The sequence below is a fragment of the Caballeronia sp. SEWSISQ10-4 2 genome (assembly GCF_030464885.1).
In the GTDB taxonomy this organism is placed as follows: Bacteria; Pseudomonadota; Gammaproteobacteria; order Burkholderiales; family Burkholderiaceae; genus Caballeronia.
Window position 1 is genome coordinate 115,957 of sequence record NZ_JALPRJ010000006.1, and the last position, 26,409, is coordinate 142,365.

At 61.8% G+C, this 26,409-nt stretch carries 28 protein-coding genes; 19 read left to right on the plus strand and 9 right to left on the minus strand.

Features of this window, described 5'->3' with window-relative positions; translation table 11 throughout:
• Window positions 1–102: 102 nt before the first annotated feature.
• Window positions 103–945, minus strand: coding sequence for an IclR family transcriptional regulator (locus tag M0D69_RS05890; protein ID WP_301781197.1), 843 nt, complete (start codon window positions 943–945; stop codon window positions 103–105).
• A gap of 286 nt (window positions 946–1,231) precedes the next feature.
• Here M0D69_RS05890 and M0D69_RS05895 point away from each other — a divergent pair, with 286 nt between their 5' ends.
• The 4 genes from M0D69_RS05895 (at window position 1,232) to M0D69_RS05910 (ending at window position 5,148) form a co-directional block, all read left to right on the plus strand.
• Window positions 1,232–2,218, plus strand: coding sequence for a fumarylacetoacetate hydrolase family protein (locus M0D69_RS05895; RefSeq protein ID WP_301781130.1), 987 nt, complete (start codon window positions 1,232–1,234; stop codon window positions 2,216–2,218).
• A gap of 123 nt (window positions 2,219–2,341) precedes the next feature.
• Window positions 2,342–3,520, plus strand: a complete 1,179-nt coding sequence (locus M0D69_RS05900; protein WP_301781131.1) for an ABC transporter substrate-binding protein — start codon at window positions 2,342–2,344, stop codon at window positions 3,518–3,520.
• A gap of 24 nt (window positions 3,521–3,544) precedes the next feature.
• Window positions 3,545–4,372: an enoyl-CoA hydratase/isomerase family protein gene (locus tag M0D69_RS05905; protein ID WP_301781132.1), complete on the plus strand. Its 828-nt coding sequence runs from the start codon at window positions 3,545–3,547 to the stop codon at window positions 4,370–4,372.
• 62 nt (window positions 4,373–4,434) lie between these two features.
• On the plus strand, window positions 4,435–5,148 hold the full coding sequence (locus tag M0D69_RS05910) for a PhaM family polyhydroxyalkanoate granule multifunctional regulatory protein (RefSeq protein ID WP_301781133.1): 714 nt from the start codon (window positions 4,435–4,437) through the stop codon (window positions 5,146–5,148).
• Between the two features lie 41 nt (window positions 5,149–5,189).
• On the opposite strand, the gene M0D69_RS05915 is transcribed toward M0D69_RS05910, so the two are convergent.
• Genes M0D69_RS05915 through M0D69_RS05930 form a run of 4 tightly spaced genes read right to left on the minus strand, consistent with a single transcriptional unit; the run spans window position 5,190 to window position 9,148 of the window.
• Window positions 5,190–5,708, minus strand: a complete 519-nt coding sequence (locus M0D69_RS05915) for a chalcone isomerase family protein (RefSeq protein WP_301781134.1) — start codon at window positions 5,706–5,708, stop codon at window positions 5,190–5,192.
• 26 nt (window positions 5,709–5,734) lie between these two features.
• Complete coding sequence (locus tag M0D69_RS05920; RefSeq protein ID WP_301781135.1) at window positions 5,735–7,018, minus strand: cyclopropane-fatty-acyl-phospholipid synthase family protein; 1,284 nt, start codon at window positions 7,016–7,018, stop codon at window positions 5,735–5,737.
• Window positions 7,019–7,025: 7 nt separating this feature from the next.
• Window positions 7,026–7,856: a DUF1365 domain-containing protein gene (locus tag M0D69_RS05925; RefSeq protein WP_301781136.1), complete on the minus strand. Its 831-nt coding sequence runs from the start codon at window positions 7,854–7,856 to the stop codon at window positions 7,026–7,028.
• Window positions 7,853–9,148, minus strand: a complete 1,296-nt coding sequence (locus tag M0D69_RS05930) for an NAD(P)/FAD-dependent oxidoreductase (protein ID WP_301781137.1) — start codon at window positions 9,146–9,148, stop codon at window positions 7,853–7,855. Before M0D69_RS05930 ends, M0D69_RS05925 begins: the two co-directional genes overlap by 4 nt.
• A 264-nt stretch (window positions 9,149–9,412) precedes the next feature.
• Between M0D69_RS05930 and M0D69_RS05935 the strand changes: the two genes are divergently transcribed.
• The 3 genes from M0D69_RS05935 (at window position 9,413) to rfaE2 (ending at window position 12,436) form a co-directional block, all read left to right on the plus strand.
• Window positions 9,413–10,408, plus strand: a complete 996-nt coding sequence (locus M0D69_RS05935; protein WP_301781138.1) for a MerR family transcriptional regulator — start codon at window positions 9,413–9,415, stop codon at window positions 10,406–10,408.
• Window positions 10,409–10,908: 500 nt separating this feature from the next.
• Window positions 10,909–11,781 carry a ferritin-like domain-containing protein gene (locus tag M0D69_RS05940; protein ID WP_301781139.1) on the plus strand — a complete coding sequence of 291 codons (873 nt, stop codon included), beginning with the start codon at window positions 10,909–10,911 and terminating at the stop codon, window positions 11,779–11,781.
• A 172-nt stretch (window positions 11,782–11,953) separates the two neighbouring features.
• The gene (gene rfaE2, locus M0D69_RS05945; protein WP_301781140.1) at window positions 11,954–12,436 is read left to right on the plus strand and encodes a D-glycero-beta-D-manno-heptose 1-phosphate adenylyltransferase; all 483 of its coding nucleotides are present in this window, start codon (window positions 11,954–11,956) and stop codon (window positions 12,434–12,436) included.
• A gap of 20 nt (window positions 12,437–12,456) precedes the next feature.
• Here the strand turns inward: rfaE2 and M0D69_RS05950 are convergent, their stop codons facing one another.
• From M0D69_RS05950 to M0D69_RS05960, 3 genes are read right to left on the minus strand one after another with little or no spacing between them, the layout of a single operon-like run.
• Complete coding sequence (locus M0D69_RS05950) at window positions 12,457–12,696, minus strand: hypothetical protein (RefSeq protein ID WP_301781141.1); 240 nt, start codon at window positions 12,694–12,696, stop codon at window positions 12,457–12,459.
• A gap of 13 nt (window positions 12,697–12,709) precedes the next feature.
• Window positions 12,710–13,516, minus strand: a complete 807-nt coding sequence (locus M0D69_RS05955; RefSeq protein WP_301781142.1) for a type III pantothenate kinase — start codon at window positions 13,514–13,516, stop codon at window positions 12,710–12,712.
• Window positions 13,513–14,457, minus strand: a complete 945-nt coding sequence (locus M0D69_RS05960) for a biotin--[acetyl-CoA-carboxylase] ligase (protein ID WP_301781143.1) — start codon at window positions 14,455–14,457, stop codon at window positions 13,513–13,515. The genes M0D69_RS05955 and M0D69_RS05960 overlap by 4 nt, the downstream gene beginning before the upstream one ends.
• A gap of 186 nt (window positions 14,458–14,643) precedes the next feature.
• Here M0D69_RS05960 and M0D69_RS05965 point away from each other — a divergent pair, with 186 nt between their 5' ends.
• From M0D69_RS05965 to M0D69_RS06005, 9 genes are all read left to right on the plus strand, one after another.
• Window positions 14,644–15,777: an ABC transporter permease gene (locus M0D69_RS05965; RefSeq protein WP_301781144.1), complete on the plus strand. Its 1,134-nt coding sequence runs from the start codon at window positions 14,644–14,646 to the stop codon at window positions 15,775–15,777.
• Window positions 15,777–16,655, plus strand: a complete 879-nt coding sequence (locus M0D69_RS05970) for an ABC transporter ATP-binding protein (protein ID WP_301781145.1) — start codon at window positions 15,777–15,779, stop codon at window positions 16,653–16,655. The genes M0D69_RS05965 and M0D69_RS05970 overlap by 1 nt, the downstream gene beginning before the upstream one ends.
• 75 nt (window positions 16,656–16,730) lie before the next feature.
• Entirely contained in the window at window positions 16,731–17,699 is a 969-nt protein-coding gene (locus M0D69_RS05975; RefSeq protein WP_301781146.1) for an MlaD family protein, read from the plus strand.
• Window positions 17,700–17,833: 134 nt separating this feature from the next.
• Complete coding sequence (locus tag M0D69_RS05980; RefSeq protein WP_301781198.1) at window positions 17,834–18,469, plus strand: ABC-type transport auxiliary lipoprotein family protein; 636 nt, start codon at window positions 17,834–17,836, stop codon at window positions 18,467–18,469.
• 90 nt (window positions 18,470–18,559) lie between these two features.
• A complete protein-coding gene (locus tag M0D69_RS05985) occupies window positions 18,560–19,735 on the plus strand; it encodes a VanZ family protein (protein WP_301781147.1) in 1,176 nt (391 codons plus the stop codon).
• A gap of 53 nt (window positions 19,736–19,788) precedes the next feature.
• On the plus strand, window positions 19,789–20,121 hold the full coding sequence (locus M0D69_RS05990; protein WP_301781148.1) for a ferredoxin: 333 nt from the start codon (window positions 19,789–19,791) through the stop codon (window positions 20,119–20,121).
• Between the two features lie 11 nt (window positions 20,122–20,132).
• A complete protein-coding gene (locus tag M0D69_RS05995) occupies window positions 20,133–20,765 on the plus strand; it encodes an alpha/beta hydrolase (protein WP_301781149.1) in 633 nt (210 codons plus the stop codon).
• A gap of 457 nt (window positions 20,766–21,222) precedes the next feature.
• Window positions 21,223–22,434 (plus strand): D-alanyl-D-alanine carboxypeptidase family protein, encoded by a 1,212-nt coding sequence (locus M0D69_RS06000; RefSeq protein ID WP_301781150.1) that lies wholly within the window; start codon window positions 21,223–21,225, stop codon window positions 22,432–22,434.
• A 107-nt stretch (window positions 22,435–22,541) separates the two neighbouring features.
• Complete coding sequence (locus tag M0D69_RS06005; protein WP_301781151.1) at window positions 22,542–22,814, plus strand: DUF493 family protein; 273 nt, start codon at window positions 22,542–22,544, stop codon at window positions 22,812–22,814.
• Here the strand turns inward: M0D69_RS06005 and M0D69_RS06010 are convergent.
• Entirely contained in the window at window positions 22,798–23,775 is a 978-nt protein-coding gene (locus tag M0D69_RS06010) for a transcriptional regulator GcvA (protein WP_301781152.1), read from the minus strand. The two genes, M0D69_RS06005 and M0D69_RS06010, sit on opposite strands and share 17 nt — an antisense overlap.
• A gap of 123 nt (window positions 23,776–23,898) precedes the next feature.
• On the opposite strand from M0D69_RS06010, the gene M0D69_RS06015 reads away from it, so the two are divergent.
• The 3 genes from M0D69_RS06015 (at window position 23,899) to lipA (ending at window position 26,156) form a co-directional block, all read left to right on the plus strand.
• Window positions 23,899–24,225 (plus strand): DUF2917 domain-containing protein, encoded by a 327-nt coding sequence (locus M0D69_RS06015; RefSeq protein WP_301781153.1) that lies wholly within the window; start codon window positions 23,899–23,901, stop codon window positions 24,223–24,225.
• A gap of 151 nt (window positions 24,226–24,376) precedes the next feature.
• Complete coding sequence (lipB, locus tag M0D69_RS06020) at window positions 24,377–25,132, plus strand: lipoyl(octanoyl) transferase LipB (RefSeq protein ID WP_301781154.1); 756 nt, start codon at window positions 24,377–24,379, stop codon at window positions 25,130–25,132.
• 13 nt (window positions 25,133–25,145) lie between these two features.
• Window positions 25,146–26,156 carry a lipoyl synthase gene (gene lipA, locus M0D69_RS06025; RefSeq protein ID WP_301781155.1) on the plus strand — a complete coding sequence of 337 codons (1,011 nt, stop codon included), beginning with the start codon at window positions 25,146–25,148 and terminating at the stop codon, window positions 26,154–26,156.
• Window positions 26,157–26,409 lie beyond the last annotated feature (253 nt).

Genomic DNA, 26,409 nt, shown 5'->3' on the forward strand with positions numbered 1-26,409 from the left:
TGAAAGAACGCAGGTGAAGAAGAGATCGCGGGCGAAACGCATATGACCCGCGTGGACGCCGCGATGTTCCGCGTGAGCGTTGAGGCATGCAATCCTCAAGTATTACCGTTCGCCAGGTTTGTAGCCGAGTTCGTAAGAAAGTTGTCCGGCGCACTCGCGCAAGGCGGTGTCTATGTCCCCGCCCCAGCGGGTATCGAACGATCCTTCGTGGCCGAGCGCAATCAGCCCGAGCGCGAGATCGCCAGTCGAATCGAATACCGGCGTACAGAACGCATGAATGGTCGGCAGCAGCATACCCTCCACGCGCGCCGCTCCGTGTGCGCGGATATCGGCGAGCAGCGGTTCAATGTCGGCCATCGACTGCCGCGTGGTGGCGAGTTCGCGATCGAGCATTGCTTGCGTCTTGCTGCGCGGCAGCCACGCGGCAAACAGCAAACCCGTCGCCGATGACAACAGCGGCATGACATCGCCGAGTTTCAACGATGCCTTCGCCGGATAGCTCGACTCCATCCAGTGCACGACGGTCGGGCCCTGGTTGCCCCAGACCGCGATGCCCACCGTCTGGTCGAGCCGGTCGCGCAACTCCGTCAGCGCGATGCGCGCGAGCTTCACGCCATCGACGCGAGCCAAGCGCGCCAGACCCATCTGTAACGCGAAACCACCGAGTTCATAGCGCCCGGAAACAGGGTCTTGAGAGACCGCGCCAAGCCGCAGAAAACTCACCAGATAGCGATGCGCCTTCGCCGGGCTCATGCCGGCGCGCTGGGCGAGATCGCGCAGCATCATCGCGCGTGGCTCGTTCGTCAGCACGTCGAGCAGGCGGAAGCCGACTTCTATCGACTGGATGCCGGAGCGGGATTTTTCCTCGGCGGCGTCGGTTGAGTCGGAGGAATCTGCGAGGTCGAGGGCATCGTCGGCTTCGGCCTGTTCGGATGCGGGCAACATGGACGAAGCGGGACGGCTGGGAGAGGGCATGGAGAAATCGATGACGGCGCGAGCCGGTTCAAATACAAGGTTAGATCGGGCGCGTGAGCGGCTTGAATGGCGATGGTAAACAGCCAAGGGCGCGGCGAACGCGATCGCATGGAAACGGCAACCGCCGCTCAAAACGAACCGGCAAACGCGGCGAACCATTGCTCCGCCTCAGCCCGAATCGTCGCAAAACCGCCCCGACGCGATTCACCATCGTAAAATAGATTTCCTCCATCGTCACTAAACGTAGAAACGCTTTATGAAACTTGCCACGCTGAAGGACGGTACGCGCGACGGCCAACTGGTCGTTGTATCGCGAGATTTGCGCACGGCGGCCATTGCCGACGCGATCGTGCCGACGCTGCAACGCGCGCTGGACGACTGGACTTTCTACGCGCCGCAATTGCTGGATCTCTCGGATTCGCTGAACCAGGGCCGCGCGCGCCACTCGTTCGCCTTCGATCCGAAAGCGTGCATGGCGCCGCTTGCCCGTGCCTTCCAATGGGCCGACGGTTCCGCCTACGTGAACCATGTCGAACTCGTGCGCCGCGCGCGCAACGCGGAAATGCCGCCCGAATTCTGGACCGATCCGCTGATGTACCAGGGCGGCGGCGACGATCTGCTGGGTCCCACGGACGATATCGTGTGTGCATCGGAGGCCTATGGGATCGACTTCGAAGCCGAAGTGGCCGTGATCACGACCGACGTGCCGATGACCGTCAAACCCGCCGACGCGCTCAGGCACGTCCGCCTCCTGATGCTGGTCAACGATGTCTCGCTGCGCAACCTGGTGCCCGCGGAACTCGGCAAAGGTTTCGGCTTTTTCCAGAGCAAGCCGGCCACGGCGTTTTCGCCGGTCGCGGTCACCCCGGACGAGCTCGGTGACGCCTGGCGCGAAGGCCGCGTGCATCGGCCGATGATCGTGCATTGGAACGGCAAGAAAGTCGGCCAGCCCGATTGCGGCACGGACATGGTGTTCAACTTCGGCCAGTTGATCGCGCACGCGGCTAAAACCCGCAACGTGCGCGCGGGATCGATTGTTGGATCAGGCACTGTCTCGAACAAGGATACGAAGCGCGGTTATTGCTGTATCGCCGAGAAGCGCTGCCTGGAAACCATCGAACACGGCGCACCGTCGACGGAATTCATGAAGTTTGGCGACAGCGTGAAGATCGAAATGTTCGATGAAGCCGGCAAGTCGATCTTCGGTGCAATCGATCAGGCGGTTGTCGCGCTCAACGAATAACTGGCTCCTTCAGTAACGGGTTTCGCCCGATGCGCCCGAATGCTGCACCGCCCTACACTTAGGCGCATTGCGTCGAACGCTCACAAAAAACTGCGTCGGCGCCCCCATAACAAGGAGACTTCGATGCAGTCAGGCGGCGGATGGGGAACGGCGTTCAGGCAGTTGGCGGCGGGTGTTTTGATCACACTTTCAACGGCGGCCTGGGCCCAGACGCCGCATGTGAAGATCGGGCTGGTGTTGTCGCTGACGGGGCCGGCCGCGTCGCTCGGCATTCCGGCGCGCGATACCGTCGCGTTGCTGCCAAAGGAAATGGGCGGGCGTCCGGTGGATTACATCATTCTCGACGACGCTTCCGACACCACGCAAGCCGTCCAGACCACGAAGAAGCTGATCTCCGAAAATCACGTGGACGCGATCATCGGTTCATCGATTACGCCGAATTCGCTCGCCATGATCGATATCGTCGCCGATGGCCAGACGCCGATGATCTCGCTGGCGTCGTCCTCGAAGATCATTGAACCCGTGGATGCCAAGCGCCATTGGGTCTTCAAAACACCGCAAACCGACGCGATGATGGCATCGGCCATCGCAGAACATGCGAGCAACCATGGCGTGAAAACGATGGCGTTCATCGGTCAGGCCGACGCGCTCGGCGAGACCTTTTACGCGGAGGTATCGAAGTTCGCGCAGCTTCACAAGATCACGATGGTGGAGAGCGAGCGCTTCAATCGGACGGACACCAGCGTGACCGGACAGGTGCTGAAGATCCTGGCTGCAAAGCCGGACGCGGTGGTCGTGGGCGCAGCGGGAACACCCGCCGCGTTGCCGCCAAAGACGTTGATAGAACGCGGCTACAAGGGCACGATTTATCATAATCACGGCACGGGTAACCGCGACTTCCTGCGCGTGTGCGGTGCGGATTGCAACGGCACGTTCCTGCCGACAAGCCCGGTTCTCGTCGCCTCGCAATTGCCAGACGATCATCCGGCGAAACATCTCGCGCTCGAGTACATCAAACTGTACGAATCGAAATACGGCGCGGGGTCGGTATCGGCGTTTGGCTCGTATGCTTGGGACGCGGGCATGTTGCTGAACCGCGCGGTGCCGATTGCGTTAAAAGCGGGTGCGCCGGGCACGCCCGAGTTTCGCGGCGCGTTGCGCGACGCGCTGGAAAGCACGAAAAATTTTGCGGACTCGAACGGCCTCGTCAACATGACGCCAAACGATCATATCGGTCTCGATCAACGTGCCCGCGTGATCGCGAAGATCGAGAACGGCAAGTGGATTTATCAACCGCGTTGATCCTCCTTTAGCTGAGGCACGACCATGAGCGACTTATCTCTCTACGCGCATTACACATCGCTGGAATTGCGGCGGCACGATCACGGCGTGCTCGAAATCGTGATGAATGGCGCGGGCGCGAACAGGAGCGGGCTCGCCACCGCCGATGCAAACATGCATCGCGAACTCGCGGATATCTGGCGTGATATCGATCGCGATCCGGATACGCGCGTGGCGCTGATTCGCGGCGAAGGGAAGGGTTTTTCGGCGGGTGGCGACCTGGATCTGGTCGAACAGATGGCCTCGGATTTCGAGGTCCGTGCGCGGGTCTGGCGCGAAGCGCGCGATCTCGTTTATAACGTGATTAACTGCAGCAAACCGATCGTCTCGGCGATGCACGGCCCGGCGGTCGGCGCAGGGCTCGTGGCGGGCCTTCTCGCCGATATTTCCATCGCGGCGAAAACGGCGCGCATTATCGATGGTCATACGCGGCTCGGCGTGGCTGCCGGCGATCACGCCGCGATTGTGTGGCCGTTGCTGTGCGGCATGGCGAAAGCGAAGTATTACCTGCTGTTGTGCGAACCGGTCAGCGGCGAGGAAGCGGAGCGGATCGGTTTGGTGTCGCTGGCGGTGGATGAGATCGAATTGCTGCCGAAAGCAGTTGAAGTTGCGAATCGTCTGGCGCAAGGTTCGCAGACAGCAATCCGCTGGACCAAATACGCGCTGAACAACTGGCTGCGAACGGCCGGTCCCGCCTTCGATACTTCGCTGGCACTCGAATTCATGGGCTTTTCCGGGCCCGATGTGCAAGAAGGGATCAAGTCGCTGCGCGAGCGGCGCGCGCCGGATTTCCCGGGCGGATCGCCGTTCTAGATGTGCATCGAATCTTTTGTGGTTTCCCTCATATGTTCTCGCAGCACCAAGGAGAAAGTCTCATGACCGATACGCCCGGTGGTACGCCGCCCTTTGGAAGTTTCTCCGGCATGACCGGTTTCTCACAGGGCGACATGATGGAAAAGATGTGGGACATGATGAAGCTGAACCCGTTTGCGGCCGCCACGGGTGGATCCCCATCGCTTTCGATGATGTCCGACATGCTCGCGCCGCTCACGAACGTCGAGGAGCTCGATAAACGCATCAAAGACATGCGCGCGGTCGAGCAATGGCTGAAGCTCAATCTGAACATGCTCCAATCGGCCATTCAGGCTCTGGAAGTGCAGCGCGCGACGCTCGCGACGCTGCGTGCGTTCGGCGCGTACGCGCAGTCGTCGGTGGAGAATGCGCAGGCTTCGTCGGCTTCGTCGTCGGCTGCTACGGCGTGGCCTGCGCCGCCGCAGGAAAAGCCGAAGGCGGAAGCGGAGCCGAGCACAGCCGCGCCCAATGAGGCCGGCGTGAACGACGCGTCATTCGATCCCTCCGGCTGGTGGAACATGCTTCAGTCGCAATTCAACAGTCTCGCAACCCTGGCGATGGCGCAGCAGCACGCCGGCGCTGCGGCTCCCAGCATGAGCACGGATGAAGACGAGAACGGCGACGATGACGATGACGACGTCGAACCGCCCGAAGCCGAGGCGCCGCCCGCTGCAAAGAAAGCCGCAGCGAAGAAAGCGCCCGCCAGGAAAGCGGCGGCCCGAAAAAAGCCGCTTTGATGCTTGCTTAAAGGGGGCTACGGCGCGGTAGAAAGGTCAATCTACTGCGCCGCGCCGTTGGCGAGCAACTGGTTGCGCAAGCCCGGCGCCGACGTACGCGGATCGAGCCAGATCGCAAAGAACGCGCGAGCGAAATCGTCGCCGGGAATCGAGCCGATGACTTTGTCGCCGGCATAAAACGTCGTGCCGCGTTCAGGCACGAACACGCCAGTCACATGATCTCCCGGTTGCACGTCCGGGAAGATATCTTCCATCTGCTGTTGCCATTGCGCTGTCTGCTCCCGGCTGGCGACCTTCAGGCCGTCCATCTCCTCGCGGCCTCTTTTGGCTATCGAGGAGCCCTTGAAAGCGCGCGCATATTCGACATCCACCGCGAGCGGCCGCGCCGCCAGTTCCTTGCTCGACAAACCCGCCGGCCCGACAAAAAGCTTGGCGTCGTAGATATGCAAACCATACATGCGCAGTTCGCCTTCGCCTTGCATGCGCGCTTGCGGAATGGTCTGGCGCACGAGCGCCGTGGTGTCGAAGGCAAATGCCTGAAGGGGCAGTACGAGCAGCACCAGAAGGAGCGCGGCGGCTCGGCGGATCAGACGTGTTCCAGCGTGAACTGAATGACGTCGGTGTTCGAGTGGGCGAACGCGGCCTCGCAATAACATAAGTAAAAGTCCCACAAGCAGATGAATTGTTCGTCGAATCCTTGCGTACGAATCTCGTCTAATTGGTTAACGAATGCATTGCGCCATAACTTGAGTGTGCGTGCATAGTCGCGGCCAAAAGAAAACTGGTTGACCACTTTCAGCCCGTGACGTTCCGCGGATTGCACGAAGACGGCAGGAGACGGCAGCATACCGCCTGGAAAAATATATTGCTGGATGAAGTCGGTGCTTGTTCTGTAACGATCGAACAGCGTGTTGTCGATGGTGATCGTCTGCACGCACGCCCGGCCGCCGCGCTTGAGGTTGCGCTTGAGGCATTCGAAGTAGTTGGGCCAGTATTCCTCGCCCACGGCTTCGAACATTTCTATCGATGCAATGGCGTCGAACTGGCCGTGGGCATCGCGGTAGTCCTGAAGGCGCAAGTTGGCTCGTTCAGCGAGGCCCGCGTCCGCCAGACGCTGCTGCGCGTAAGCGAGTTGTTCGGTGGACAGTGTAAGGCCGGTAATACTCGCTTTCGCCTCGCTTGCAGCAAGCTCGGCGAAACCACCCCAGCCGCAGCCGATTTCCAGCACGTTCAGATTGACGCCATCGAGCTTCAATTCGTTCAGCAGCCGCCGGTATTTCGCGCGCTGCGCGTCAGCGAGTGTCTGGTCGGGAGAGCCGTCGAAGAGCGCGCTCGAATAGCTCATCGTGCTGTCGAGCCACAGCTTGTAGAACGCATTGCCAAGATCGTAATGTGCGTGGACGTTGCGCTGGCTGCCTTCCTTCGTGTTCGCATTGCGCAGATGTCGGAGGCGATTCGTCAGCTTGCCGAACCATGAGCCGTAGATCACCGCTTCAATTGTCGTGCGGTTGCGGACCATGATGTCGAGCAGTGCGGCGAGGTCATCGGTGTGCCAGTCGCCGGCCAGATACGTTTCAGCAAAGCCGATATCGCCGCTCTTCAGCGCCGCCGCGCACACATTCCAGTTGGTTAGCACGACACGCGCGTATGGCGGGTTGCCGCCGGCGTCGGGCGCTTGTCCGTAGCGGCGCGTGGTGCCGTCGGGGAGGTGGACATCGAGGACGCCGTATTTGAGCTGGTTCAGCAACCTGAGCACCACGCGCGCAGCCGCGGGTTTGCGCAGCGCGCGATGGGTCCGAAGCAAAGGCAGAATGAACCACGATGCCAGCGGATTACGAAGCGATGAAGAAGTGGAGGGCTGTGTCGACATTTGCAAGTCACCTGGTCGGCAGTTCGGCCCGCTCGTGCGAGACATTCGCGCACGGCGGAGCGGGTTTGCTCAGGAACGGCACGCGCTTGAAGAACAGCTTCAGCGCCTGCCAATGGATTCTCGCGACGACACCAAACGTCATCAGCGGATAACCGAAGAACACGCGCAGCACGTTGCGGGCGTTGAGTGGACACGCGTTCCCCGCGATGCTGGTCAGCAGCAGCGGACCCTCGCCGTCGTCGTAATCGATGCGCGCCAGCGAGCGCAGCGGCTTGCCGCATGTCGGCGATGCAAACATGAAGCGGAACGTGTAGTGCCCCTGCACCTTGCAGAACGGCGATACGTAGAAGACCTTGCGCGCGGTGAGCGACTCGCCGTTCCGAATGCCGCCGGCGGGATCGAGCAGATAGCAGTGGCGCTCGCCGAACGTGTTGTTCACTTCGCAGACCACGGCGCGCAACGATCCGTCCGCGCGCTCGCAAAACCAGAAGCTGACAGGGTTGAAGACGTATCCGAGCACGCGCGGGAACGTGTGCAGGAAGATCTCGCCGGTGGCGTCGTGGATGCCGTTTTCATGCAGCGTCGATTCGATCCATTGCAGCGCCGTTTGTCCTTGGGCGCCGTGATCGCTGTCGTAAAAGCTCAGCAAACCGAAGCGATTGGTCGCGAATAAAAGCGAGTTTTTATGTGCGCCCCGAGCGAGTCGTGCAGTGCGGGCACGAAGCGGCAGCCGCAACGTGTACACGCCGTAGGCGAAAGCGTTGCGTGCTGGGCGCAGCCGCTTGTGGCGCACAGAACCGACGAGCAGCAGGTCGGGGGTATCGAAGGGCGTGCTCATGCTGCATGCGCCGGTGCGTTACGGCTCAGTGCAGCGATGGCCGTCAGCTTCGCGGCCGCGTCCAGTCCCGACGTCAGGCCATCCTCGTGGAATCCGTAACCGGTCCACGCGCCCGCGAACCATGTGTTGCGCACGCCTTGCATCGACGGCAAGGCGCGTTGAGCCTGCACGGCGGTTTGATCGAAGACGGGATGGCTGTAGGCGAACTCACGCATCACTGTGTCGCGACGCGGCTCGCGCACCGGATTGAGCGAGACGATTACCGGCGTCTTGAACGGCAGCGGTTGTAGCTTGTTGATGAGGTAATGCACGCATAGCTGCGGTTCGCCGCCAAGTTCCCCGGCGCGGCTTTCATAGTTCCATGCCGACCACGCGCGTTGTGCCGGCAACAGCAGCGCGTCTGTGTGCAGCACCGCGCGATTCGACGCGTAGCCAATCGCGCCGAGCGTGGCCGATTCGTCGCGCGAGGGATCGGCGAGGAGCGCCAGCGCCTGATCGCTGTGGCAGGCGAGCACGACGTGATCGAAGTGTTCAATTCCCCGCGTGCTTTTGACCTCAACGCCCAACGCGCTGCGTCTCACTGATTTCACGGGCGCACAAATACGGGCATCGCAGATTGCGGGCAACATCCGCCGCACGTATTCGCGCGCGCCGCCGTTGACCGTGTGCCATTGCGGCCGGTCGTTGACTTGCAGTAGCCCGTGGTTATGACAAAAGCGGATCAACGTGCCGATGGGAAACGCCATCATCTGCGATGTCGAACACGACCAGATCGCACCGATCATCGGCAGCAGGTACCAGTCGCGAAACGCCGTCGAAAACTTTTCGCGTTCGAGGAAAGTGCTCACAGGCTCGGCGAGTTGGATGTCCTGGCCTGCCCGGACGAGTGCGGTGGTCGCGCGGTTGAAGCGCAGGATATCGGCGAGCATGCGCAGGAACGCCGGGCGCAGCAGATTGCGACGCTGCGTGAAGACCGTGTTCAGATCGCTGCCTGCCCACTCCAGCCGACGGTCCGTCAGCGATACGGAGAACGACATATCGGTTGCGGTAGTGGGGACGTCGAGTTCTTCAAAAAGCTTCACCAGGTTCGGATAAGTGCGGTGATTGAAGACCAGGAAGCCCGTATCCACGCCGTGCGTGATGCCATCGAGTGTCACGTCCACCGTGTTTGTGTGACCGCCGAAGTAGCCGTTGGCCTCGAACAGCGTTACGTCGATACCCGCCTTGGCCCGCGCCAGCCGGTACGCGCACGCCAGTCCCGAAATCCCCGCTCCGATTACCGCAACTTTCATGACGTTGCTCCGTGTGTCTTTGTCTTTTGTGTTCCGAACGGCGCGCGGTTGCTCATGCCGTGTTCAAGGTGATTTACGCAATCCCTGTCGCGATGGATGCAGCCAGTCGGAATTAAACGGCCATTCCTTGACTACATTTTGTCCATCAAAAACACAAAAATTCGTCTATGATAAGTAATGTAAGAATCGTTGTTAGCGTTTGTGCATATTAGAGTTTAAGCATATTTTCTTCACTGCTCGATCGATGCGTATGAGGGTTTGTCCATGACAAATGAGTCGGGTACTAACCCGTCTTCAAGTAGCGCGACGGCCGGCGTGAGTGAAACCGGAGGCTCGGCGCTGGTGAGTCCGGACACAACGGGCATTGGTATTGGCGCGATTGCGCACGAGATCGGACTGACCAAGGACACGTTGCGGGTCTGGGAGCGGCGTTACGGCTTCCCGCAACCGTTGCGGTCGACGGGCGGCGAACGGCTTTATCCGCAGGAACAGGTGACCAAGCTTCGGCTGGTCAAGCGCTTGCTCGACGCTGGCCACAGGCCGAGCAAGGTCCTGCCGCAGTCAATCACGCGACTGCAACAACTGGCTGAAGATTCGGGGGTGGGACAGGACGCGCCGGACGTGGAGCTTGACCGGCTGGTGGAGTTGCTGCGAGTGGGCCGTTACGATGACTTCCGCTTCGAGCTGCTCAAACGCGCCACGCGCGAAGGGCTCGCGCGTTTCGTTTTGGACGTCGCTGCACCGCTGTCCGCACGGGTTGGCAATGCATGGGCGGCAGGCACGCTGCAGGTCTATCACGAGCACCTGTTTAGCGAAGCGATGCAGGTCGCGCTGTGCTCGCTGATGCGTCCACTGTCCGAGGCTTTACGCGGGCGCGGCGCTCACCCGCGGGTGCTGCTCACCACGCTGCCCGGCGAGGAACATGGGCTCGGCATCCTGATGGCGGAGGCCATGTTCACGCTGGAGGATTGCGAATGCATTGCGCTCGGAACGCAGACGCCTCAACAAGACATAGTCGATGCCGTTACGGCCCACGACGTCGAGATCGTCGCGCTGTCCTTTTCCGCTTCCATGCCCGTGCAGGCAGTGGTCAACGGACTCACGGAGTTGCGCCAGGCGCTCCCGTCGAAGGTCGCAATCTGGGTCGGCGGCAGCAGTCCCGCGTTACGGCGCAAGCTTCCTGACGGCGTGTTGAACGTAGCAGGACTTGCACCGATTGAAGACGCTGTGGCGGAGTGGCGTCATAGCGCCATGCTATGATCGGCGGGCTGTTGGCTGCCGCGTGGGCTTTGCATCAAGGCTAACGCGGCGACGCCGGACGGGACATGACGTGTGGCGCGGCGCAAAACGCTTCGCGCCTTGAGTCTGTCACGCACGAAAGGCATGCTTCACGCGGGGTGCGCAGCAGTCACAAACCGCTGAGGACCGGGCAGGAAACAGGGTTTTAAGCAGCTTCAGCAAAGTATCAAAAAAGGCTTTAAACGAGCTTCATCAAAGCTCGCGCTTCGTACTTACCTCAGGCACAGGGTTCGCTCCTCACCCACGGTAAACATTGCAACGCCGCATGGCTGCTGCGATTGCAACGGGCAAAAAGTCGCAGAGGGACGCGACAGGCGCTTCTTTACCGTTTTTGCATCTGGGCGCCTGATTCCCGCGTAAAATTGAAAGATTCGCTGCTGGCGGCGCGGGTTTCCGCGCGTAGCCGGCGAAAGTTACAACAGACAGAACTGTCGCACTACGTTGCAAACCAGGGGTGGACTATGAACACGATGCTTTATCCGGAACTGTATAAATCGCTGGAATCGGTTCGTTGGGACATGGAGAAGGATATTCCCTGGGACAAATTCGACTCGGCGCTGCTTACCGACGAACAAGCCAAGACCATCAAGATGAACGCGATCACCGAATGGTCCGCGTTGCCCGCCACGGAAATGTTCCTGCGTGACAACCACAACGACAGCGATTTTTCGGCATTCATCAGCGTGTGGTTCTTCGAAGAGCAGAAACATTCGCTCGTGCTAATGGAATACCTGCGCCGCTTCAAGCCTGAAATGGTGCCGACCGAAGAAGAACTCGATGCGGTCCGCTTCGAATTCGATCCGGCTCCGCCACTTGAAACGCTGATGCTGCACTTTTGCGGCGAGATCCGCCTGAACCATTGGTACAGGCGTGCGGCCGAGTGGCATACAGAGCCGGTGATCAAGCACATCTACGAAACCATCTCGCGCGACGAAGCGCGGCATGGCGGCGCGTATCTGCGCTACATGAAGAAAGCGATGACGCAAACCGGCGATATCGCGCGTGCGGCGTTCGCGAAGATCGGTGTCCTGATGGCATCGGCGCGACGCACGGAAAAGCCACTGCATCCGACCAACTTGCATGTGAATCAGGCGCTGTTTCCGCGCGACACGATCCAGTCGCGGCTGCCGGATCCGGATTGGCTCGAACACTGGCTCGACGAGCAAATCCGCTTCGACGACAGCTGGGAGAAGAAAGTCGTCGAACGTATTCTGCATAACCTGTCCATTTTGTTCGAGCGCTCGTTTGCTACGGCGCAGGAATTGAACCGGTATCGCAAGGAAGTGGTCTTGCGCTTGCAGGCTGCGCAGGGAGCGTCGCAATTGCCGGCTTGATCGGGGTTCCGACTCGTTTTTTCAAAACAGCCCGCTGGTTTTTGACCGGCGGGCTGTTTCGTTTTTGAAGCGCCGTTAAAGCGCTTTTGAAGCACAAATGCGTGTGAATATCGAAGCGCGCCGGCATGCGTGGCACACTACGGTCCTTCCAAATCCCTCATCGCTTACAGCCATGTCCGCTTCTTTCGAACGCAAGATCATGACGCGCGACGCGCTCGCCGCTTTGCGCCCGCAATTCGCGTCGCCGGTGGTCTTCACGAACGGCGTCTTCGATATTTTGCATCGCGGGCATGTGACGTATCTCGCCGACGCAAAGGCGCTGGGTGCAACGCTGATTGTCGGTGTGAACAGCGATGCATCCGTGCGTTTGCTCGGCAAGGGCGACGATCGGCCGATCAATCGCGAAGACGACCGGATGGCGCTGCTAGCCGCGCTGGAAAGTGTGGATTGGGTAGTGAAATTCGAGGAATTCACTCCGCTCGAATTAATCGGCGAACTGCGTCCCGACGTGCTTGTGAAGGGCGGCGATTACGACATGGACAAGCTCGCGGAATCGGCGTTGGTTCGGAGTTGGGGAGGAAAGGCGCTGGCCATTCCATTCGAGCATGATCGCTCGACGACCGCGTTGCTCAAGAAGGTGCGCACGCAGGGGTAAAAGCGTCGTCGGAAAACCGCTTATTGCGACAGCGGCGCCGCCTGCACCGGAGCCGTGGGTGCCGGACCGCCGACCACGGCCTGATCGGCGGCTTCTTCTGGGCCGATCGGGCGAACCCGCACGAACTCGGGATGCACTTGCCGGTCGAGATGTTGCGGTTCGCGTCCACCGGCGGCCGGCAACGGTCCAAATACCCCTTGCACGACGACGAACATCAACAGGTTTGCCAGAAACAACAAGGCGAGCAGCCAGCGCAGCATGGAAAGCGCTCCATCAATCGGGTGAACGGGAAACGGCGGCTTCGCGAGCGATCAACGCAAGCCCTGCGAGCACGAGCGAATCGTGGCGAGTATGCGGCACCTTTAACGCGCCCGCCACTTCGCTGGCGCCCCCGCCGCTGAGAATCAGGCGCACGTCGTTATTCCACTGGCTGCGCAGATCGTGCCACGCCCGTTCGATCAATCCAGCCTGCGCAAGCAGGCATCCCGACGACAACGCCGTGCGTGTGTCGGTGGCGAAAATGCCGGTGGACGAGGTAATCGCGCGGCGGGCGGTATCGGGGAGAAGCGTGGGCAGTTGTGCCGTGTGGGTGCCGAGCGATTGCATCATCAGCAGCCATCCGGGCGCGATCAGACCGCCTGTGAACGTGCCGTCGGCGAGCAGCGCTTCAAGCGTCGTCGCCGTGCCGATGGTGGCGATCAGCAGGTTTTCGCCCGGATACGCAGCGTGTGCGCCGATCAAGCCGCACCACCGGTCGCTGCCAAGCGCCGCAGGTTCCGTGTAGCGGTTCGTCACGCCGGATTGTTGCGCCTGAGCGCGCACGACCGAGCGGGGAAGGCCGGGCCAGCGTTCATCGAGCAGGGCGGCAATGCGCTCGCCCGCGCGCGGTCCCGCAACGTTCGAAATCCATGCGCCTGCGGGGTTCGGCAGATCGGCCCAATCGGGCAAATCCGCGAGCACGGCTTGAACGTCGACGTGTTCAAACGCGCCGCCGTTCAGCGTTGCATTGGCGGCGCTCACCAGCGACCACTTGATCCGGCTATTACCCGCATCGATAAGCAAAAACGGTTGACCACTCACGGCCGCTGCTCCGCCAGACGCAGTGAGACGTCGCCGGTGCTGGCGGTTCTCAGACCCGTCGCTGTATCGATCTGCAACTGGCCGTTATCGTCGATACCCACCGCCAGGCCGCGCGCCACCTCCACACCTTGTTCGAGCAGCACGACTTCGCGTCCCGCGTAAGCGTGCGCGGCGAGCCACTGCTGGCGAAACGGGCGGAAGCCATCGGCGGCAAAACGCGCCAAGGTGGCATCGAGCGCGTTCAGGACGGCGGCGAGGGTATCGGTGAGATTCGCTTCGGGCCATGCCCGCGACAACGACGCCGGCGTATTCCCCGGCGTTGGCAGGGCGTTGCGGCGCTGGGCTTCGTCGAGCTCCGCCGCCAGTTCCGCTGCGCCATGCAAATTGATGCCGATGCCAATCACTACGGCGCTCGCCCGCGGCGTGTTCCACGCGGTTTCGATGAGTATTCCGGCGAGCTTGCCGTCGTCGAGCAGGATGTCGTTTGGCCATTTCAGCGCCAGTCTCGCCGATGCCGTCAGCGGCAAGCTGTTTAGCGCCTCGAGCACGGCCGTGCCCACCGCGAGGCTCAGGCCCGCGAGCCCTTCGAGTGGCCGCGGCAACACGCAGGCCGTAGAAAACAGCAGCGCATTGCCCGGCTGCGCGACCCACGCGCGGCCCCGGCGGCCCCGGCCCGCCGTCTGTAAGTACGCAACACGCACGAACGGCGTGCCATCGGCGGCCTTCAGCGTCGAACGTGGGGAGAACGAGTCGGGCACAGACGCCGACGTCTTGTTGCGGGGCTGCTCCTTGAGCTGCGCCATCAGGTCGGCATTCGTGGAGCCCGTTTCATCGACGATCTCGATCGGCCAGTCGCGCACCGGCCGCGCCACCAGCGACATCAGCCGGTCGCGGTCGATCCGCCAGGCGGCGTCGAGCGGGAAAGAGTTGGATGAGTTCATATCCGCATTGTAGCGATCTGGCGCCCGGGGGCTGTACGGCGGAAAACGCGAACGCCGGTCGTGGCGCGAGGCTTGGGCGTCGAAACCCTGGCCGGTCCGCCGATGCCCCCGCCAGTTCGAGATTCCATCACGTACCTTCGCTACAATGAGTGCTCCCTGCCACCCTACTCCGAGCGTTTTCGAGCCTTGAACTTCGACACTCCGCCCGGCCTGAAGGTCGAGTCCGGCCAGCAGGGCAAGGTCGTCCGGCTTTCCGGCCAATGGACGGCGCTCGCACTGGCGCGCGATCACGCGAGCACGAAGCGCGGCGTGGTGGAGCGGCTGCGCGGCGTCGGAGAAGAAGCGATCAAGCAGTGGGATCTCCTGCCGATCGAGCGGCTCGATCACGTCGGCGGACAGGCGCTGTGGCGCGTCTGGGGCAGGAAGCTGCCGGAGCGCGTCACGCTCTCGGACACGCAGAAGGAAATCTTTGAACGGGTCGCGTTGCTCGACGCGAATCGTGAAGAGCCAGAGCGAACGGATCGTATCGATCCCATCACGCGCCTCGGCCTGATGCTGTTCTCGTTCTTCGAGCATCTTCATGGCGGCATCTCCATGTTCGGTGTTTTCATGCTCGACCTGATCGGACTGGTGCGTCGGCCGAAGCGCATTCCGTGGACGGAAATTTCCGCGAATGTCTATAGCGCGGGCACGCAGGCGCTCGGCATCACGGCGCTCGTGGCGTTCCTCATCGGTATCGTGCTGAGTTATCTGTCCGCGCAGCAACTGCGCATGTTCGGCGCGAATCAGTACATCGTGAATATCCTGGGGTTGTCGGTGATACGGGAGCTCGGGCCGGTGCTGTCGGCCATCCTGGTCGCCGGCCGTTCCGGCTCCGCCATCACCGCGCAGATCGGCGTGATGCGCGTGACGGAAGAACTCGACGCCATGCAGGTCATGGGCATCCCGCACGGTTTGCGGATCGTGCTGCCGCGCGTGCTCGCGCTGGGCATCGCCATGCCTTTGCTGGTCATGTGGACCAACATGGTCTCGCTGCTCGGCGGCGCGCTGGCCGCGAAGCTGGTGTTGGGCATCGACCTGTCCTTTTTTGCGCGCTCGCTGCCCTCGGTCGTGCCGATCGCCAACCTGTGGATCGGGCTCGGCAAGGGTGTGGTGTTCGGCATGCTGATCGCGCTGGCCGCGTGTCATTTCGGCTTCCGTATCAAGGCGAATTCGCAGAGCCTGGGCGAGGGGACAACAACGTCGGTGGTGTCGTCCATCACCATCGTGATCCTTGCCGACGCCGTGTTCGCCATCCTCTTCCAGTCGGTGGGGCTCTGATGTCGGCTACCCTTGCATCCGCCGTTCGCGACAAGCCGACACTCGTCACCGCCGAACCGGTGATCGAAGTGGTCGACGTGACCAAACGCTACGGCCGCACGGTGATTCACGAGCATCTGAACCTGGAAGTGCGGCGCGGCGAGATCCTTGCGCTGCTCGGCGGTTCGGGTTCCGGCAAGACCACGCTCGTGCGGCAGATACTCGGGCTGGAATCGCCCACGTCAGGCACGATCCGCGTGCTCGGCGACGAGTGGGCGAACATGGACGCGGAAACCGCGCGGATCCTGCGCACGCGCTCGGGCATGATGTTCCAGCAGGGCGCGCTGTTCTCGTCGCTGTCGGTGTACGACAACATTGCGCAGCCGTTTCGTGAACTCGGCAAGATTCCCGAAGACCTGATCCGGGAGTTCGTGATGCTCAAGCTCGAGATGGTCGGGCTGTCGTGCAAGAACATGAGCAAGATGCCGTCGGCGTTATCGGGCGGGATGGTCAAGCGCGTAGGTATCGCGCGGGCGATTGCGCTCGAGCCCGAGCTGCTGTTTCTCGATGAACCCACGGCGGGGCTGGACCCGAAGGCATCGGACGAATTCGTCGATCTGATCGCCACGCTGCATCGCGCGCTCGGTCTGACCGTCGTTCTCGTCACACACGATCTCGACACCATGGTCGCGCTGTCCACGCGAGTCGCGGTGTTGGCCGACCGGCGCGTGCTGGTGGCCGCGCCGGTGGAAGAGGCGGTGGCCGTGGATCACCCGTTTATCCGCGAATATTTTCTCGGGCGGCGCGGCAGGCGCGCGTTGCAGGCGCTGCCGCCCGAACGCCGCGCAAGGTTGCCGGCGGCGGCGCTGGAAGATGCGCCGTGTCGTCCCGCGCTTTAACCGTTCTCATGAGCATTCTCATGAACGGCGCTCACGAAAGCTCTGGCAGTACGCAGTAAAAAAAGGAACCTGCTGATGGAAAACAAATCCCATGCGTTCTGGGCCGGTCTGTTCACTATCGGGCTATTGGCTGCCATCGGCGTCGCGGTGTTCTTTTTCAACGTCGACCGTGCCGTGCGCGTGCCGTATGACCTGGTCGCGCGGACCAATGTGACGGGTTTGTACACCGATGCCGACGTGCGGTATCGCGGACTCGGCGTGGGCAAAGTGCAGTCCATCAGGTTCGATCGTGAGAATCCGGGGCAGATACGCATTCGCATCATGGTCGACAAGACCGCGCCGATCACGCAATCCACGTTTGCCACGCTCGGTTTTCAGGGCGTGACGGGGATCGCGTTCGTGCAACTCGACGATACCGGCAAGAATCCCGCGCCATTGCCTTCATCGATGCAAAAGGTGGCGTCGCTGCCGTTGCGCCCGGGCCTGTTCGACCAGTTGCAGCAACGCGGCGACATCCTGATCAAAAAGCTTGAACGAATTGCCGACGACACAGACAGATTCTTGTCCGACGACATGCGCGATCAGGTGCTGCAGACCGCCAAAAGCCTGCAGGGCGCAGCCGACGGCATCGCGGTGTTGAGCAAGCAAATCGGCCCGGTGGCGCAGCAACTGCCGCGCACGCTGGACCAGCTGGACCGGACGCTGGCGTCGACGAATGTGCTCGCGAGCAGCCTGAGCCGGGCGGACGGGCCGTTCGTCACCAACATGAACAAGGCGGGCGAAGCGGCAGAGCGCGCTGGCCGGGTGATGAACGAGGTCAACGAGTCGTTGCAGGAAATGGCCGCGCGAGTGGGTTACGAGACCTTGCCGCGCGTGAATTCCCTGGCCGACGACGTGGGCAGTGCGGCGCGTTCGGTGGATCGCGCCGCTGACACTTTCAACCGGAATCCGCGCAGCGTGTTGTTCGGCGCGCCGCAACCGGCGCCGGGGCCGGGCGAACCGGGTTTCCAGTGGCCGGCGGCGCCATCGAATCCATCGAAATGAAGTCGTAAAACATCGCGCAGGCACGTCGGCGCAGGGTCCGCTACCCACTGAAATTTGGCGGACTAGAGTTCGATGTCCAGGCGTTTTTGATCTTGAAATAGGGAACTGTGATGCCACACACGATCTTGCAGGCGATGCGCTTATCCAAGCGCGCTGCGCGCCCGCTGCCGCGGGCGCGCTCCGGTTTTATCTGCCTGGCCCTGGCGGCGGTGTTGGCGGGGTGCGCCTCGGGACCGCCCGCGGCGGTATCGAATATCCGTTACGACCTTGGCGAGCCCACGCCGCTTGGCAACACCATCAACATGCCGCCAGTGAAGGTTCTGGCGGTGAATGCAGCGAAAAACCTGGATACCGACGCGTTCGTGTATCGACTGAAATACGCCGACGCACAGCGTACCGGCATCTATGCGGACAGCCATTGGACAATGTCGCCCGCGGAGTTGCTCACGCAGCGCCTGCGCGGCGCGCTGGCTTCGCGCGGGCCGGTGCTCACAGGTGCCGACCCGGTGCGTGCGCCCATGCTGCAGGTCGATCTGACGAACTTCGAGCAAGTTTTCGATGCCCCCGAGCAAAGCCACGGCGAGGTATCGGCGCGGGTGACGTTGTCGCAGCATGGGCAGGTGATCGGCCAGCGCACGTTCGTTGCCCGGGCGCCGTCGTACACGCCTGATGCAGCCGGTGGCGCGCGTGCGCTCGCCGCCGCTTCCGACGACCTGATCGCGCAAATGGCCGCATGGCTCGGCGTGCAGCCGCTGGTCGCTTCGCAGTGAAAGCCGCAAACGTGTCCAGGATCGCCCGATGACTTCCATGCAGGCCGAAGCCGCACGGCGTTCGGCAGGACAAGGACGAGGGCGGCAGGCATGATCCTCAAGCACTGGCAGCGCCGGCCGTCCGCGCTTTCGCGGCAGGCGCTGGCGGTTTATACGATGCTGGTGGTCTACGGTTCGCTATATCCGTTCTCCGGCTGGCGAACGCTCGGAATCGGTCCGTTCGCGTACCTCTCCGATCCCCTGCCGCAATATCTCACCGCGTTCGACGTCATCACCAACGTGCTCGGTTATATGCCGTTCGGCGCGCTGGTCGTGCTGGCGCTGTATCCGCGCTGGCGCGGCGCGCTCGCGGCGTGTATGACGTTTATCGGCGGGGCGATGTTGTCGGGCACGATGGAAGCCGTGCAAACCTATTTGCCCACGCGCGTGGCGTCGAATCTGGATCTGGCCGCCAACGCGCTTGGCGCGCTACTCGGCGCCGCGCTCACCGCGCCCGCCACCAGCATGCTGCTCGATCGCGGCTTGCTGCGGCGCATTCGTTTCATGTGGTTCGAGCGCGACGCTGCGTACATGATCGGGTTATCGGCGCTCTGGCCATTCGCCACGATGTACCCCGCGCCGTTCCTGTTCGCTGTCGGCGATTTGCCGCGCGTGCTGTGGCAGCGTGTCGATCCGGTCATGCAAGAGGCGTTGCTCGCCTGGACGCCCGCCGCATGGAACGTAGCGGCATGGCCGGCGCAACTCGGCGCAATGCTCCCCGACGACGGCTGGGAAATGCTCATCACGTCGCTCAACCTGTTCGCCGCGTTAGTGCTGGCCACCTTGCCGATGCGCGCCCGCGCGCCGCGCGTGCGGCTGCTACTCGGCCTGGTGATCGCGACGCTGGGAGCGAAGGCCGGCGCGACGTTCCTGCAATCGCGCTCGGGGCTCACGTTCGACTGGGCCACTAGCGGCGCTGTTGCAGGCATCGCGTGCGGCACGCTGGCGAGTCTGTTGTCCTTGCGATGCTCGCGGCCGTGGCGCGCAACGCTGGCTGGCATGGCGCTCGTCGTTGCGCTGGTGCTGGTGAACATGCTGCCGGTGAATCCCTACTTCGATATCGTCCTCGCCGACTGGCGCCAAGGGCGCTATGTGCATTTCAACGGCCTCGCGCACTGGCTGGCCTGGGTGTGGCCGTATGCCGCACTTGGCTGGCTGGCATCGACTGCGGAGCGCGCATTTCTTGCCCGGCGGCGTGACGACGGTGAAAAGCGCCGCTCGTTATAATCGGTCGAGATCGACTAAAAATCCTACGACATCCTCCTCTTCCGGCCAAGCTCATGGACCCGTTCTACAAATATCACGTGTTCTTCTGTCTCAACCAGCGCGACCCCGACGCCGGGCGTCCGAGCTGTGCGAATTGCAATGCGCAAGCCATGCAGGAGTACGCGAAGAAGCGCGTCAAGCAGCTCGGACTCGCTGGCGACGGCAAGGTGCGCATCAACAAGGCCGGCTGCCTCGAGCGCTGCGAACAGGGACCGGTGATCGTCGTGTACCCCGAAGGCACCTGGTACACGTATGTGGATGAAGCGGATATCGATGAAATCGTCGATTCGCATCTGGTGAACGGCAAGATCGTCGAGCGTTTGCTTATCGATCAGCCGGTGGTCTGAGGGCTTACCCGATGAACGCACAGACCGACAGGTTCCTGATCGACGGCCCGGTGGGCAAGATCGAAGTCGCGCTGGATCGTCCCGGCGAAGGCGCCGCGACCAGAGGCATTGCGCTGGTGGCACACCCCCATCCGCTCTACGGCGGCACGATGGACAACAAGGTCGCGCAAACCCTTGCGCGCACGCTCGTGCAGCTTGGTTACATCACGTATCGCTCGAATTTCAGGGGCGTGGGTGAAACGCAGGGCGAGCACGATAACGGCACCGGTGAGCGCGACGATCTGCTTGCCGTGGTCGCCCATATGCGCGCGCAACCGGGGCAGGCCGATGTGCCGCTGGTGCTCGCCGGTTTCTCGTTCGGCACCTTCGTGATGTCGCATGTGGCGAAGCAGTTGCGCGAGTCGGGCGAGGTTATCGAACGCATGGTGTTCGTGGGCACGGCGGCGAGTAACTGGCAGGTGGCCGAGGTGCCGGACAACACGCTTGTGATCCATGGCGAAGTCGACGATACCGTGCCCATAAGCTCGGTCTACGAGTGGGCGCGGCCGCAGGAATTGCCCGTCGTGGTGATCCCCGGCGGGGAGCATTTCTTTCATCGGAAGCTGCATGTGCTGAAGAAGATCATCGTTGACGCATGGCGTTGAGTTTGGCTCGACTCCGCTTTTCACCCATACAAACCTTCTGTTGAATCAACGTGCGGCGCGAGGCTTTCAAAGGCTTTGCGCCGCGGCCGGTTTTATCCCCGCATTCACGAATCCCCGGCACACCACGCCACTTTCACGGCAAAAGCCGTTGGACGCGCGCGTATAATGGCGCAGACTTTTGCGCGGCCGCCTGTCGGTTTAGCGCTCGCCGTAGCGCATGCGGCATGTGTCCGGCATCTGCATGACCGGGTGCGCATTGCCCATGTGCCGCTCGAGTATCGAAGCGCGCGGAGGTCAGTCCAGCGAGCGTTTTATGCTGCGCCGGCGGATTAAGGATTCGACCGGGCGAAAACAAAGCGCTCTACTGGACTGACCCTCCGCCTGTACAACCCGCGAGTCGCGTGTTTCTCCTCGGGAACGCCTGGCTCGCCGATGTTTTTTCTGCCGATCCGAACCTATGCGCTTTTCCCCTTCCGGCTTGTCCTTCGTCGTACCTTCTTCCATTCACCGCGCTGTCACTGCCGCTATCGTTTTGCCTGCCGCGCTTGTCGCGGCGAGCGCGTTTGCGCAAGTGCCGCCACCCGATGTCACGGCGCGCTCGTGGGTTCTTGTCGATGCAACCAGCAATCAGGTGCTCGCTTCCGGCAACCCGGACGAACGTTCGGAGCCGGCGTCGCTGACCAAGCTGATGACCGCTTATCTCGTCTTCGACGCGCTCAAGTCGAAGAAGATCAACATGGACCAGACGGTCATGCCGAGCGAGGCCGTGCGCCGCGTGGGCACGGACGAGTCGCGCATGTTCATCGAGGCGAACAAGCCTGTCACCGTGCACGATCTCGTGTACGGCATGATCATCCAGTCGGGTAACGACGCGGCTATCGCGCTGGCCGAACTGGTGGGCGGCAGCGAGTCGAATTTCGTCGCGCTGATGAACGCTGCGTCGAAGCAGATCGGTATGAAGAATACCCATTTCGCCGATGTGAACGGCATGCCCGACCCGCAGCACTACACCACGGCGGGCGATCTGGCCGTGTTGTCCGCGCGCCTGATTCGCGATTTTCCCGAGTACTACGCGATCTTCTCGGTGAAGGATTTCACCTATAACAAGATCAAGCAGCCGAACCGCAACCGCTTGCTGTGGATCGATTCCACCGTCGACGGCCTGAAGACCGGCCACACCAAGGCAGCCGGTTATTGCTTGATCGCGACCACGAAGCGTCCGCTGGACGGCGTGCCCGACGCCAGCCGCCGCCTGGTCGCCGTCATGATGGGCGAGCCGAAAGAGCACAACCGGGTGCAGGACAGCCTGAAGATGCTGAATTACGGCTACACGGCTTATGACGCGCTGCGTCTTTACAAGGCGGGTCAGGTGATCGAGTCGCCGCGGGTGTACAAGGGCACGGAAAATCTGGTGAAGGCGGGCGTCGAGACGGATCAGTACATCACGGTGCCGAAGGGCATGGGCGACAAGGTAAAGCCTACGGTCACGCATAACGACACCATCGTTGCGCCGATCAAGAAGGGTCAGCAGATCGGCACCGTGAAGATGGTGGCCGAGGGCAAGGAAGTCGCACAGTTCCCGCTGGTCGCGCTGCAGGACGTGCCGCAAGCCGGATTTGTCGGCCGGACATATGACTCGCTGCTGATGATGTGGCAAAAGCGCAAGTAAACGGCAAGCGGCAAGGCAGGGCGGCGGTTGGAATCACGTGATCCGGCTCCATCTATGCCTGCTGTATGACGCCCGGGCGGACCGGGCGTCTCGTGATGGAGGACACCATGAGCTCACCCGATATCGACGCCCTGTTCGATTTCCCCTGCGATTTCCCAATCAAGGTAATGGGCGCGACGCATCCGGAATTCCGCGATGCCGTCGTCACCGTGATCCGCGAATTTGACGACCAGTTCGACCTCGAGCGGATTGAAACGCGCCCGTCGTCGGGCGGTAAATACACCGGTCTGACAATCACCGTGCGTGCTCAAAGCCGCGCGCATCTCGACGATATTTATCGCGCGCTGACCGGCCACCCAATGGTCAAAGTGGTGCTTTAAGCCTGAGTTCGGGCGCTGCAAGCGGCGGCATGGGGGCATCGCATGCAGCCGGCGTGCACTCGTAGAGTTGCTTGAAGCGCGAGATTTCATCGAAGAGCCAGGTGCGAAAGTCTTGCACGCGTTGCGTCCCAAGCAACGAGGGCGGGCACACGAAGTAGTAGTTCCACGGGCTCGGTCCGTCGACGTTGAACAGTCGCACGAGCCGGCCCGCCACGATCTCTTGCATGGCAAGTGATCGGCGCACGAGCGCAATTCCCTGGCCTTGAATGGCCGCCTGCAGCAAATTCGACGAATCCTCGTATAGAACCCCGCGCTTCGGCTCAGGAAAGTCCACGAGCCCGGCGGCGTCGAACCACGGTTTCCAGAGCTCGTCGTGCGAGCGCAGCAGCGGCGCGTCGGCCAAGTCGGCGGGCGTGCGCGGAAATTGACCACCATGGAAATTCGGCGAACACGCGGGGAAAAACACTTCGTCGAGCAATTCCTCTGAGTGCAGTCCGGCATAGTTGCCCAAACTGCTGAAACGGATGGCGACGTCCACGTCGTCGCGCGCGAAATCGGTCAGCGTGTTGGTCGAGAGCAGCTCCAGATTGATTTCCGGATGCTCCTCGATAAACCCGCCTATCCGCGGCGTCACCCAGCGCGCCGAAAACGACGAGATCATCGATACAACCAGCCGCCGGTGCCGGTCGCCGGCACGCACCCGTTGCGTGGCGTCGGCAAGCGCGACCAGCGTGGCGCGAACCTCGGTGGCGTACTGTCGGCCGATGTCTGACAGGCGCACGCGTTTGCCGTCGCGAGCGAACAGCGTGATGCCGAGATCGGCTTCCAGCGCGCGGATCTGGTGGCTGACGGCGCCGTGGGTGACGAAGAGTTCGTCGGCGGCGCGCGAAAAGCTTTCATGGCGCGCGGCGGCTTCGAAGGCGCGCAGCGCGTTGAGGGCGGGGAGTTGTCGAAGGTCCACGGGCGTTCACTCGAGTTGTATATGTGAATTTATCTCACAAACCCAAGAAAATTGCTCGTTTTGCTTAAAGCCATGCTGAGCCTAATCTTGTAGCCATCAAGACGACTTTTGGCGGAGGCTGTAATGCGAGAAATATCCACAAGCATCACGTTTGAAATTGGCGATGGCGAAACGGTGCCGATGAGAATTGGCCGCAGCGTCAAGCTGGTCGTTCAGGGCGCGCCTGTTTGGGCGACGCGTAGCAACGACACCGAAGACTATTGGCTCGTTCCCGGCGACTCGTTGAAGCTGCGCTCGCGTGAGCGGCTGTGGCTCAGTACGGAAAAGGGACGCACGGCACAGGTCGTTTTTACGCTGGCGCCGCGGCCGGATCAGCGAGCGATCGGGTGGCTGGCGCGCGGGTTCGAGAAGCTTGCCGGGAGGTTCCGGTCGGGATGGCGGACGGTTTGAGTTCATTCGCACTGGCGTTATAAAGGGGTTCTGCCAGTGGGCTGATTTGGGATGAATGTTGCCCAACGTCGGCGATTGGCAGAACCCGCCTAAGTGCCGGCCAAAACGCTCCTCGGCGAGGGCGGCGGGATTTCGGTAAACTAACGGAATCATGTGCGCCACGCCGGTAATAACTTCCCCCACTGCTGAAACGGAGCGCGCGCGCGCCGTAATCAGCGGCCTGGCGCCCCAGGTCAACATCCACTGGCGCGGACTGGAGCCCTACTCCAGCAGTTTCGACGCCATGCGCGCCTTCACGGAAGCGCGTACACCCGACACCATCGATGAAATCTGGCTCGTCGAACATCCGCCCGTTTTCACGCTAGGTCTCGCCGGCGATCCGGCACATCTGCTTAATCCCGATAGCGATATTCCGCTGATCAAAGTCGATCGCGGCGGCCAGATCACTTATCACGGGCCCGGACAAGTCGTCGCGTACCTGCTGCTCGACCTGCGCCGCCGCAAGCTGATGGTGCGCGAACTTGTGCAGAGAATCGAGGCTGGCGTGATCGAAACGCTCGCATCGTATAATCTCGCGACAGAACGCAAGGAGCGCGCGCCTGGCATCTATGTCGCGCCAACGCCGCCGCAGCTTACCCACGCGGGCGCGAAGATCGCGGCGCTCGGGCTGAAGATTCGCAACGGCTGCAGTTATCACGGTGTGAGCCTCAACGTGAAAATGGACCTGCAACCGTTCCTCGCGATCAACCCGTGCGGCTACGCAGGACTCGAAACCGTCGACATGGCAACGCTCGGCGTGGCAGCAGACTGGAACGGCGTGGCTCTAACGCTGGCTGAAAACCTCACTCACCATATCGGCGGCCATCGCGCGACCGCCGCCCAACCGCAGAACGGCGTGGCCGTCTGAATGGACCGACCGAATGACTGACGTAACCGGAAACCTGGCTGGCGGTGCTGCTGCATCGACCCCTGCTGCCGCACCCTACGACGCCACCGCCAAACAAAAAGCGCAAGCGAAAACGGCACGCATCCCGATCAAGATCATCCCGATCGAAAAGCTGAAGAAGCCGGAATGGATCCGCGTAAAGGCCGCAACGGGAAATTCGCGTTTCACCGAGATCAAGCAGATCCTGCGCGAGCACAACCTCCATACGGTATGTGAAGAGGCGAGTTGCCCGAATATCGGCGAATGTTTCGGCAAGGGCACCGCGACCTTCATGATCATGGGCGATAAGTGCACGCGCCGTTGCCCGTTCTGCGATGTGGGCCATGGCCGCCCCGATCCGCTGGATGCCGACGAACCGCTGAACCTCGCTCGTACCATCGGCGCATTGAAGCTGAAGTACGTGGTGATCACGAGCGTTGACCGCGACGACTTGCGTGACGGCGGCGCGGCGCACTTCGTGGAATGCATCCGGCAAGTGCGTGAGCATTCGCCGATGACGCGCATCGAAATCCTGACGCCGGATTTCCGTGGCCGTCTGGATCGCGCAATTGGCATCCTGACCGCCGCGCCGCCGGATGTGATGAACCACAATCTTGAAACGGTGCCGCGTTTGTACAAGGAAGCACGCCCGGGTTCGGACTACGCGCACTCGCTGAAGCTCCTGAAGGACTTCAAGGCGCTGCATCCGGAAGTGGCGACCAAGTCCGGACTGATGGTCGGTCTGGGAGAAACGGAAGAAGAAATTCTCCAGGTAATGCGCGACCTGCGGGCACATAACGTCGATATGCTGACGATCGGCCAATATCTGCAGCCTTCCGAACATCACCTTCCGGTGCGTTCATACGTCCATCCGGATACGTTCAAGATGTACGAGGAAGAAGCGTACAAGATGGGTTTCACGCACGCCGCCGTGGGGGCAATGGTTCGTTCGAGCTACCACGCGGATCAGCAGGCTCACGACGCGGGTCTGGTCGGCGCGATGTAAGTCATCCAGCATCCAGCCTGCGATCAAGAAAAACCCACGGAAACGTGGGTTTTTTCGTTTCTGGACCCGTCTGTTGGCCTGGAATTCGTCACGCTCCCCAACGCGATTCAAAAGGGCCAAAAACCTCGGGAAAGCCCGTAGATAAAGCGTCTTAGGGATTACCCGAATGCCGTCCGGATGATCGGACAGCGTTCATCTCGAATTCTGGAAACGCAGATTCATGCTGTGGCGAAGCAACAAAAAACCCTTAAAA

Coding starts and splice junctions, on each gene's coding strand:
- M0D69_RS05980 (WP_301781198.1), top strand. CDS start 17,834: ATGCGCTTATCCAAGCGCGCTGCGCGCCCGCTGCCGCGGGCGCGCTCC.
- lipB (WP_301781154.1), top strand. CDS start 24,377: ATGTGCGCCACGCCGGTAATAACTTCCCCCACTGCTGAAACGGAGCGC.
- M0D69_RS05995 (WP_301781149.1), top strand. CDS start 20,133: ATGAACGCACAGACCGACAGGTTCCTGATCGACGGCCCGGTGGGCAAG.
- M0D69_RS05900 (WP_301781131.1), top strand. CDS start 2,342: ATGCAGTCAGGCGGCGGATGGGGAACGGCGTTCAGGCAGTTGGCGGCG.
- M0D69_RS05975 (WP_301781146.1), top strand. CDS start 16,731: ATGGAAAACAAATCCCATGCGTTCTGGGCCGGTCTGTTCACTATCGGG.
- M0D69_RS05935 (WP_301781138.1), top strand. CDS start 9,413: ATGACAAATGAGTCGGGTACTAACCCGTCTTCAAGTAGCGCGACGGCC.
- M0D69_RS05970 (WP_301781145.1), top strand. CDS start 15,777: ATGTCGGCTACCCTTGCATCCGCCGTTCGCGACAAGCCGACACTCGTC.
- M0D69_RS05985 (WP_301781147.1), top strand. CDS start 18,560: ATGATCCTCAAGCACTGGCAGCGCCGGCCGTCCGCGCTTTCGCGGCAG.
- M0D69_RS05925 (WP_301781136.1), bottom strand. CDS start 7,856: ATGAGCACGCCCTTCGATACCCCCGACCTGCTGCTCGTCGGTTCTGTG.
- M0D69_RS06015 (WP_301781153.1), top strand. CDS start 23,899: ATGCGAGAAATATCCACAAGCATCACGTTTGAAATTGGCGATGGCGAA.
- M0D69_RS06005 (WP_301781151.1), top strand. CDS start 22,542: ATGAGCTCACCCGATATCGACGCCCTGTTCGATTTCCCCTGCGATTTC.
- M0D69_RS05920 (WP_301781135.1), bottom strand. CDS start 7,018: ATGTCGACACAGCCCTCCACTTCTTCATCGCTTCGTAATCCGCTGGCA.
- M0D69_RS05960 (WP_301781143.1), bottom strand. CDS start 14,457: ATGAACTCATCCAACTCTTTCCCGCTCGACGCCGCCTGGCGGATCGAC.
- rfaE2 (WP_301781140.1), top strand. CDS start 11,954: ATGTCCGCTTCTTTCGAACGCAAGATCATGACGCGCGACGCGCTCGCC.
- M0D69_RS05990 (WP_301781148.1), top strand. CDS start 19,789: ATGGACCCGTTCTACAAATATCACGTGTTCTTCTGTCTCAACCAGCGC.
- lipA (WP_301781155.1), top strand. CDS start 25,146: ATGACTGACGTAACCGGAAACCTGGCTGGCGGTGCTGCTGCATCGACC.
- M0D69_RS06000 (WP_301781150.1), top strand. CDS start 21,223: ATGCGCTTTTCCCCTTCCGGCTTGTCCTTCGTCGTACCTTCTTCCATT.
- M0D69_RS05895 (WP_301781130.1), top strand. CDS start 1,232: ATGAAACTTGCCACGCTGAAGGACGGTACGCGCGACGGCCAACTGGTC.
- M0D69_RS05905 (WP_301781132.1), top strand. CDS start 3,545: ATGAGCGACTTATCTCTCTACGCGCATTACACATCGCTGGAATTGCGG.
- M0D69_RS05910 (WP_301781133.1), top strand. CDS start 4,435: ATGACCGATACGCCCGGTGGTACGCCGCCCTTTGGAAGTTTCTCCGGC.
- M0D69_RS05890 (WP_301781197.1), bottom strand. CDS start 945: ATGTTGCCCGCATCCGAACAGGCCGAAGCCGACGATGCCCTCGACCTC.
- M0D69_RS05930 (WP_301781137.1), bottom strand. CDS start 9,148: ATGAAAGTTGCGGTAATCGGAGCGGGGATTTCGGGACTGGCGTGCGCG.
- M0D69_RS05950 (WP_301781141.1), bottom strand. CDS start 12,696: ATGCTGCGCTGGCTGCTCGCCTTGTTGTTTCTGGCAAACCTGTTGATG.
- M0D69_RS05940 (WP_301781139.1), top strand. CDS start 10,909: ATGAACACGATGCTTTATCCGGAACTGTATAAATCGCTGGAATCGGTT.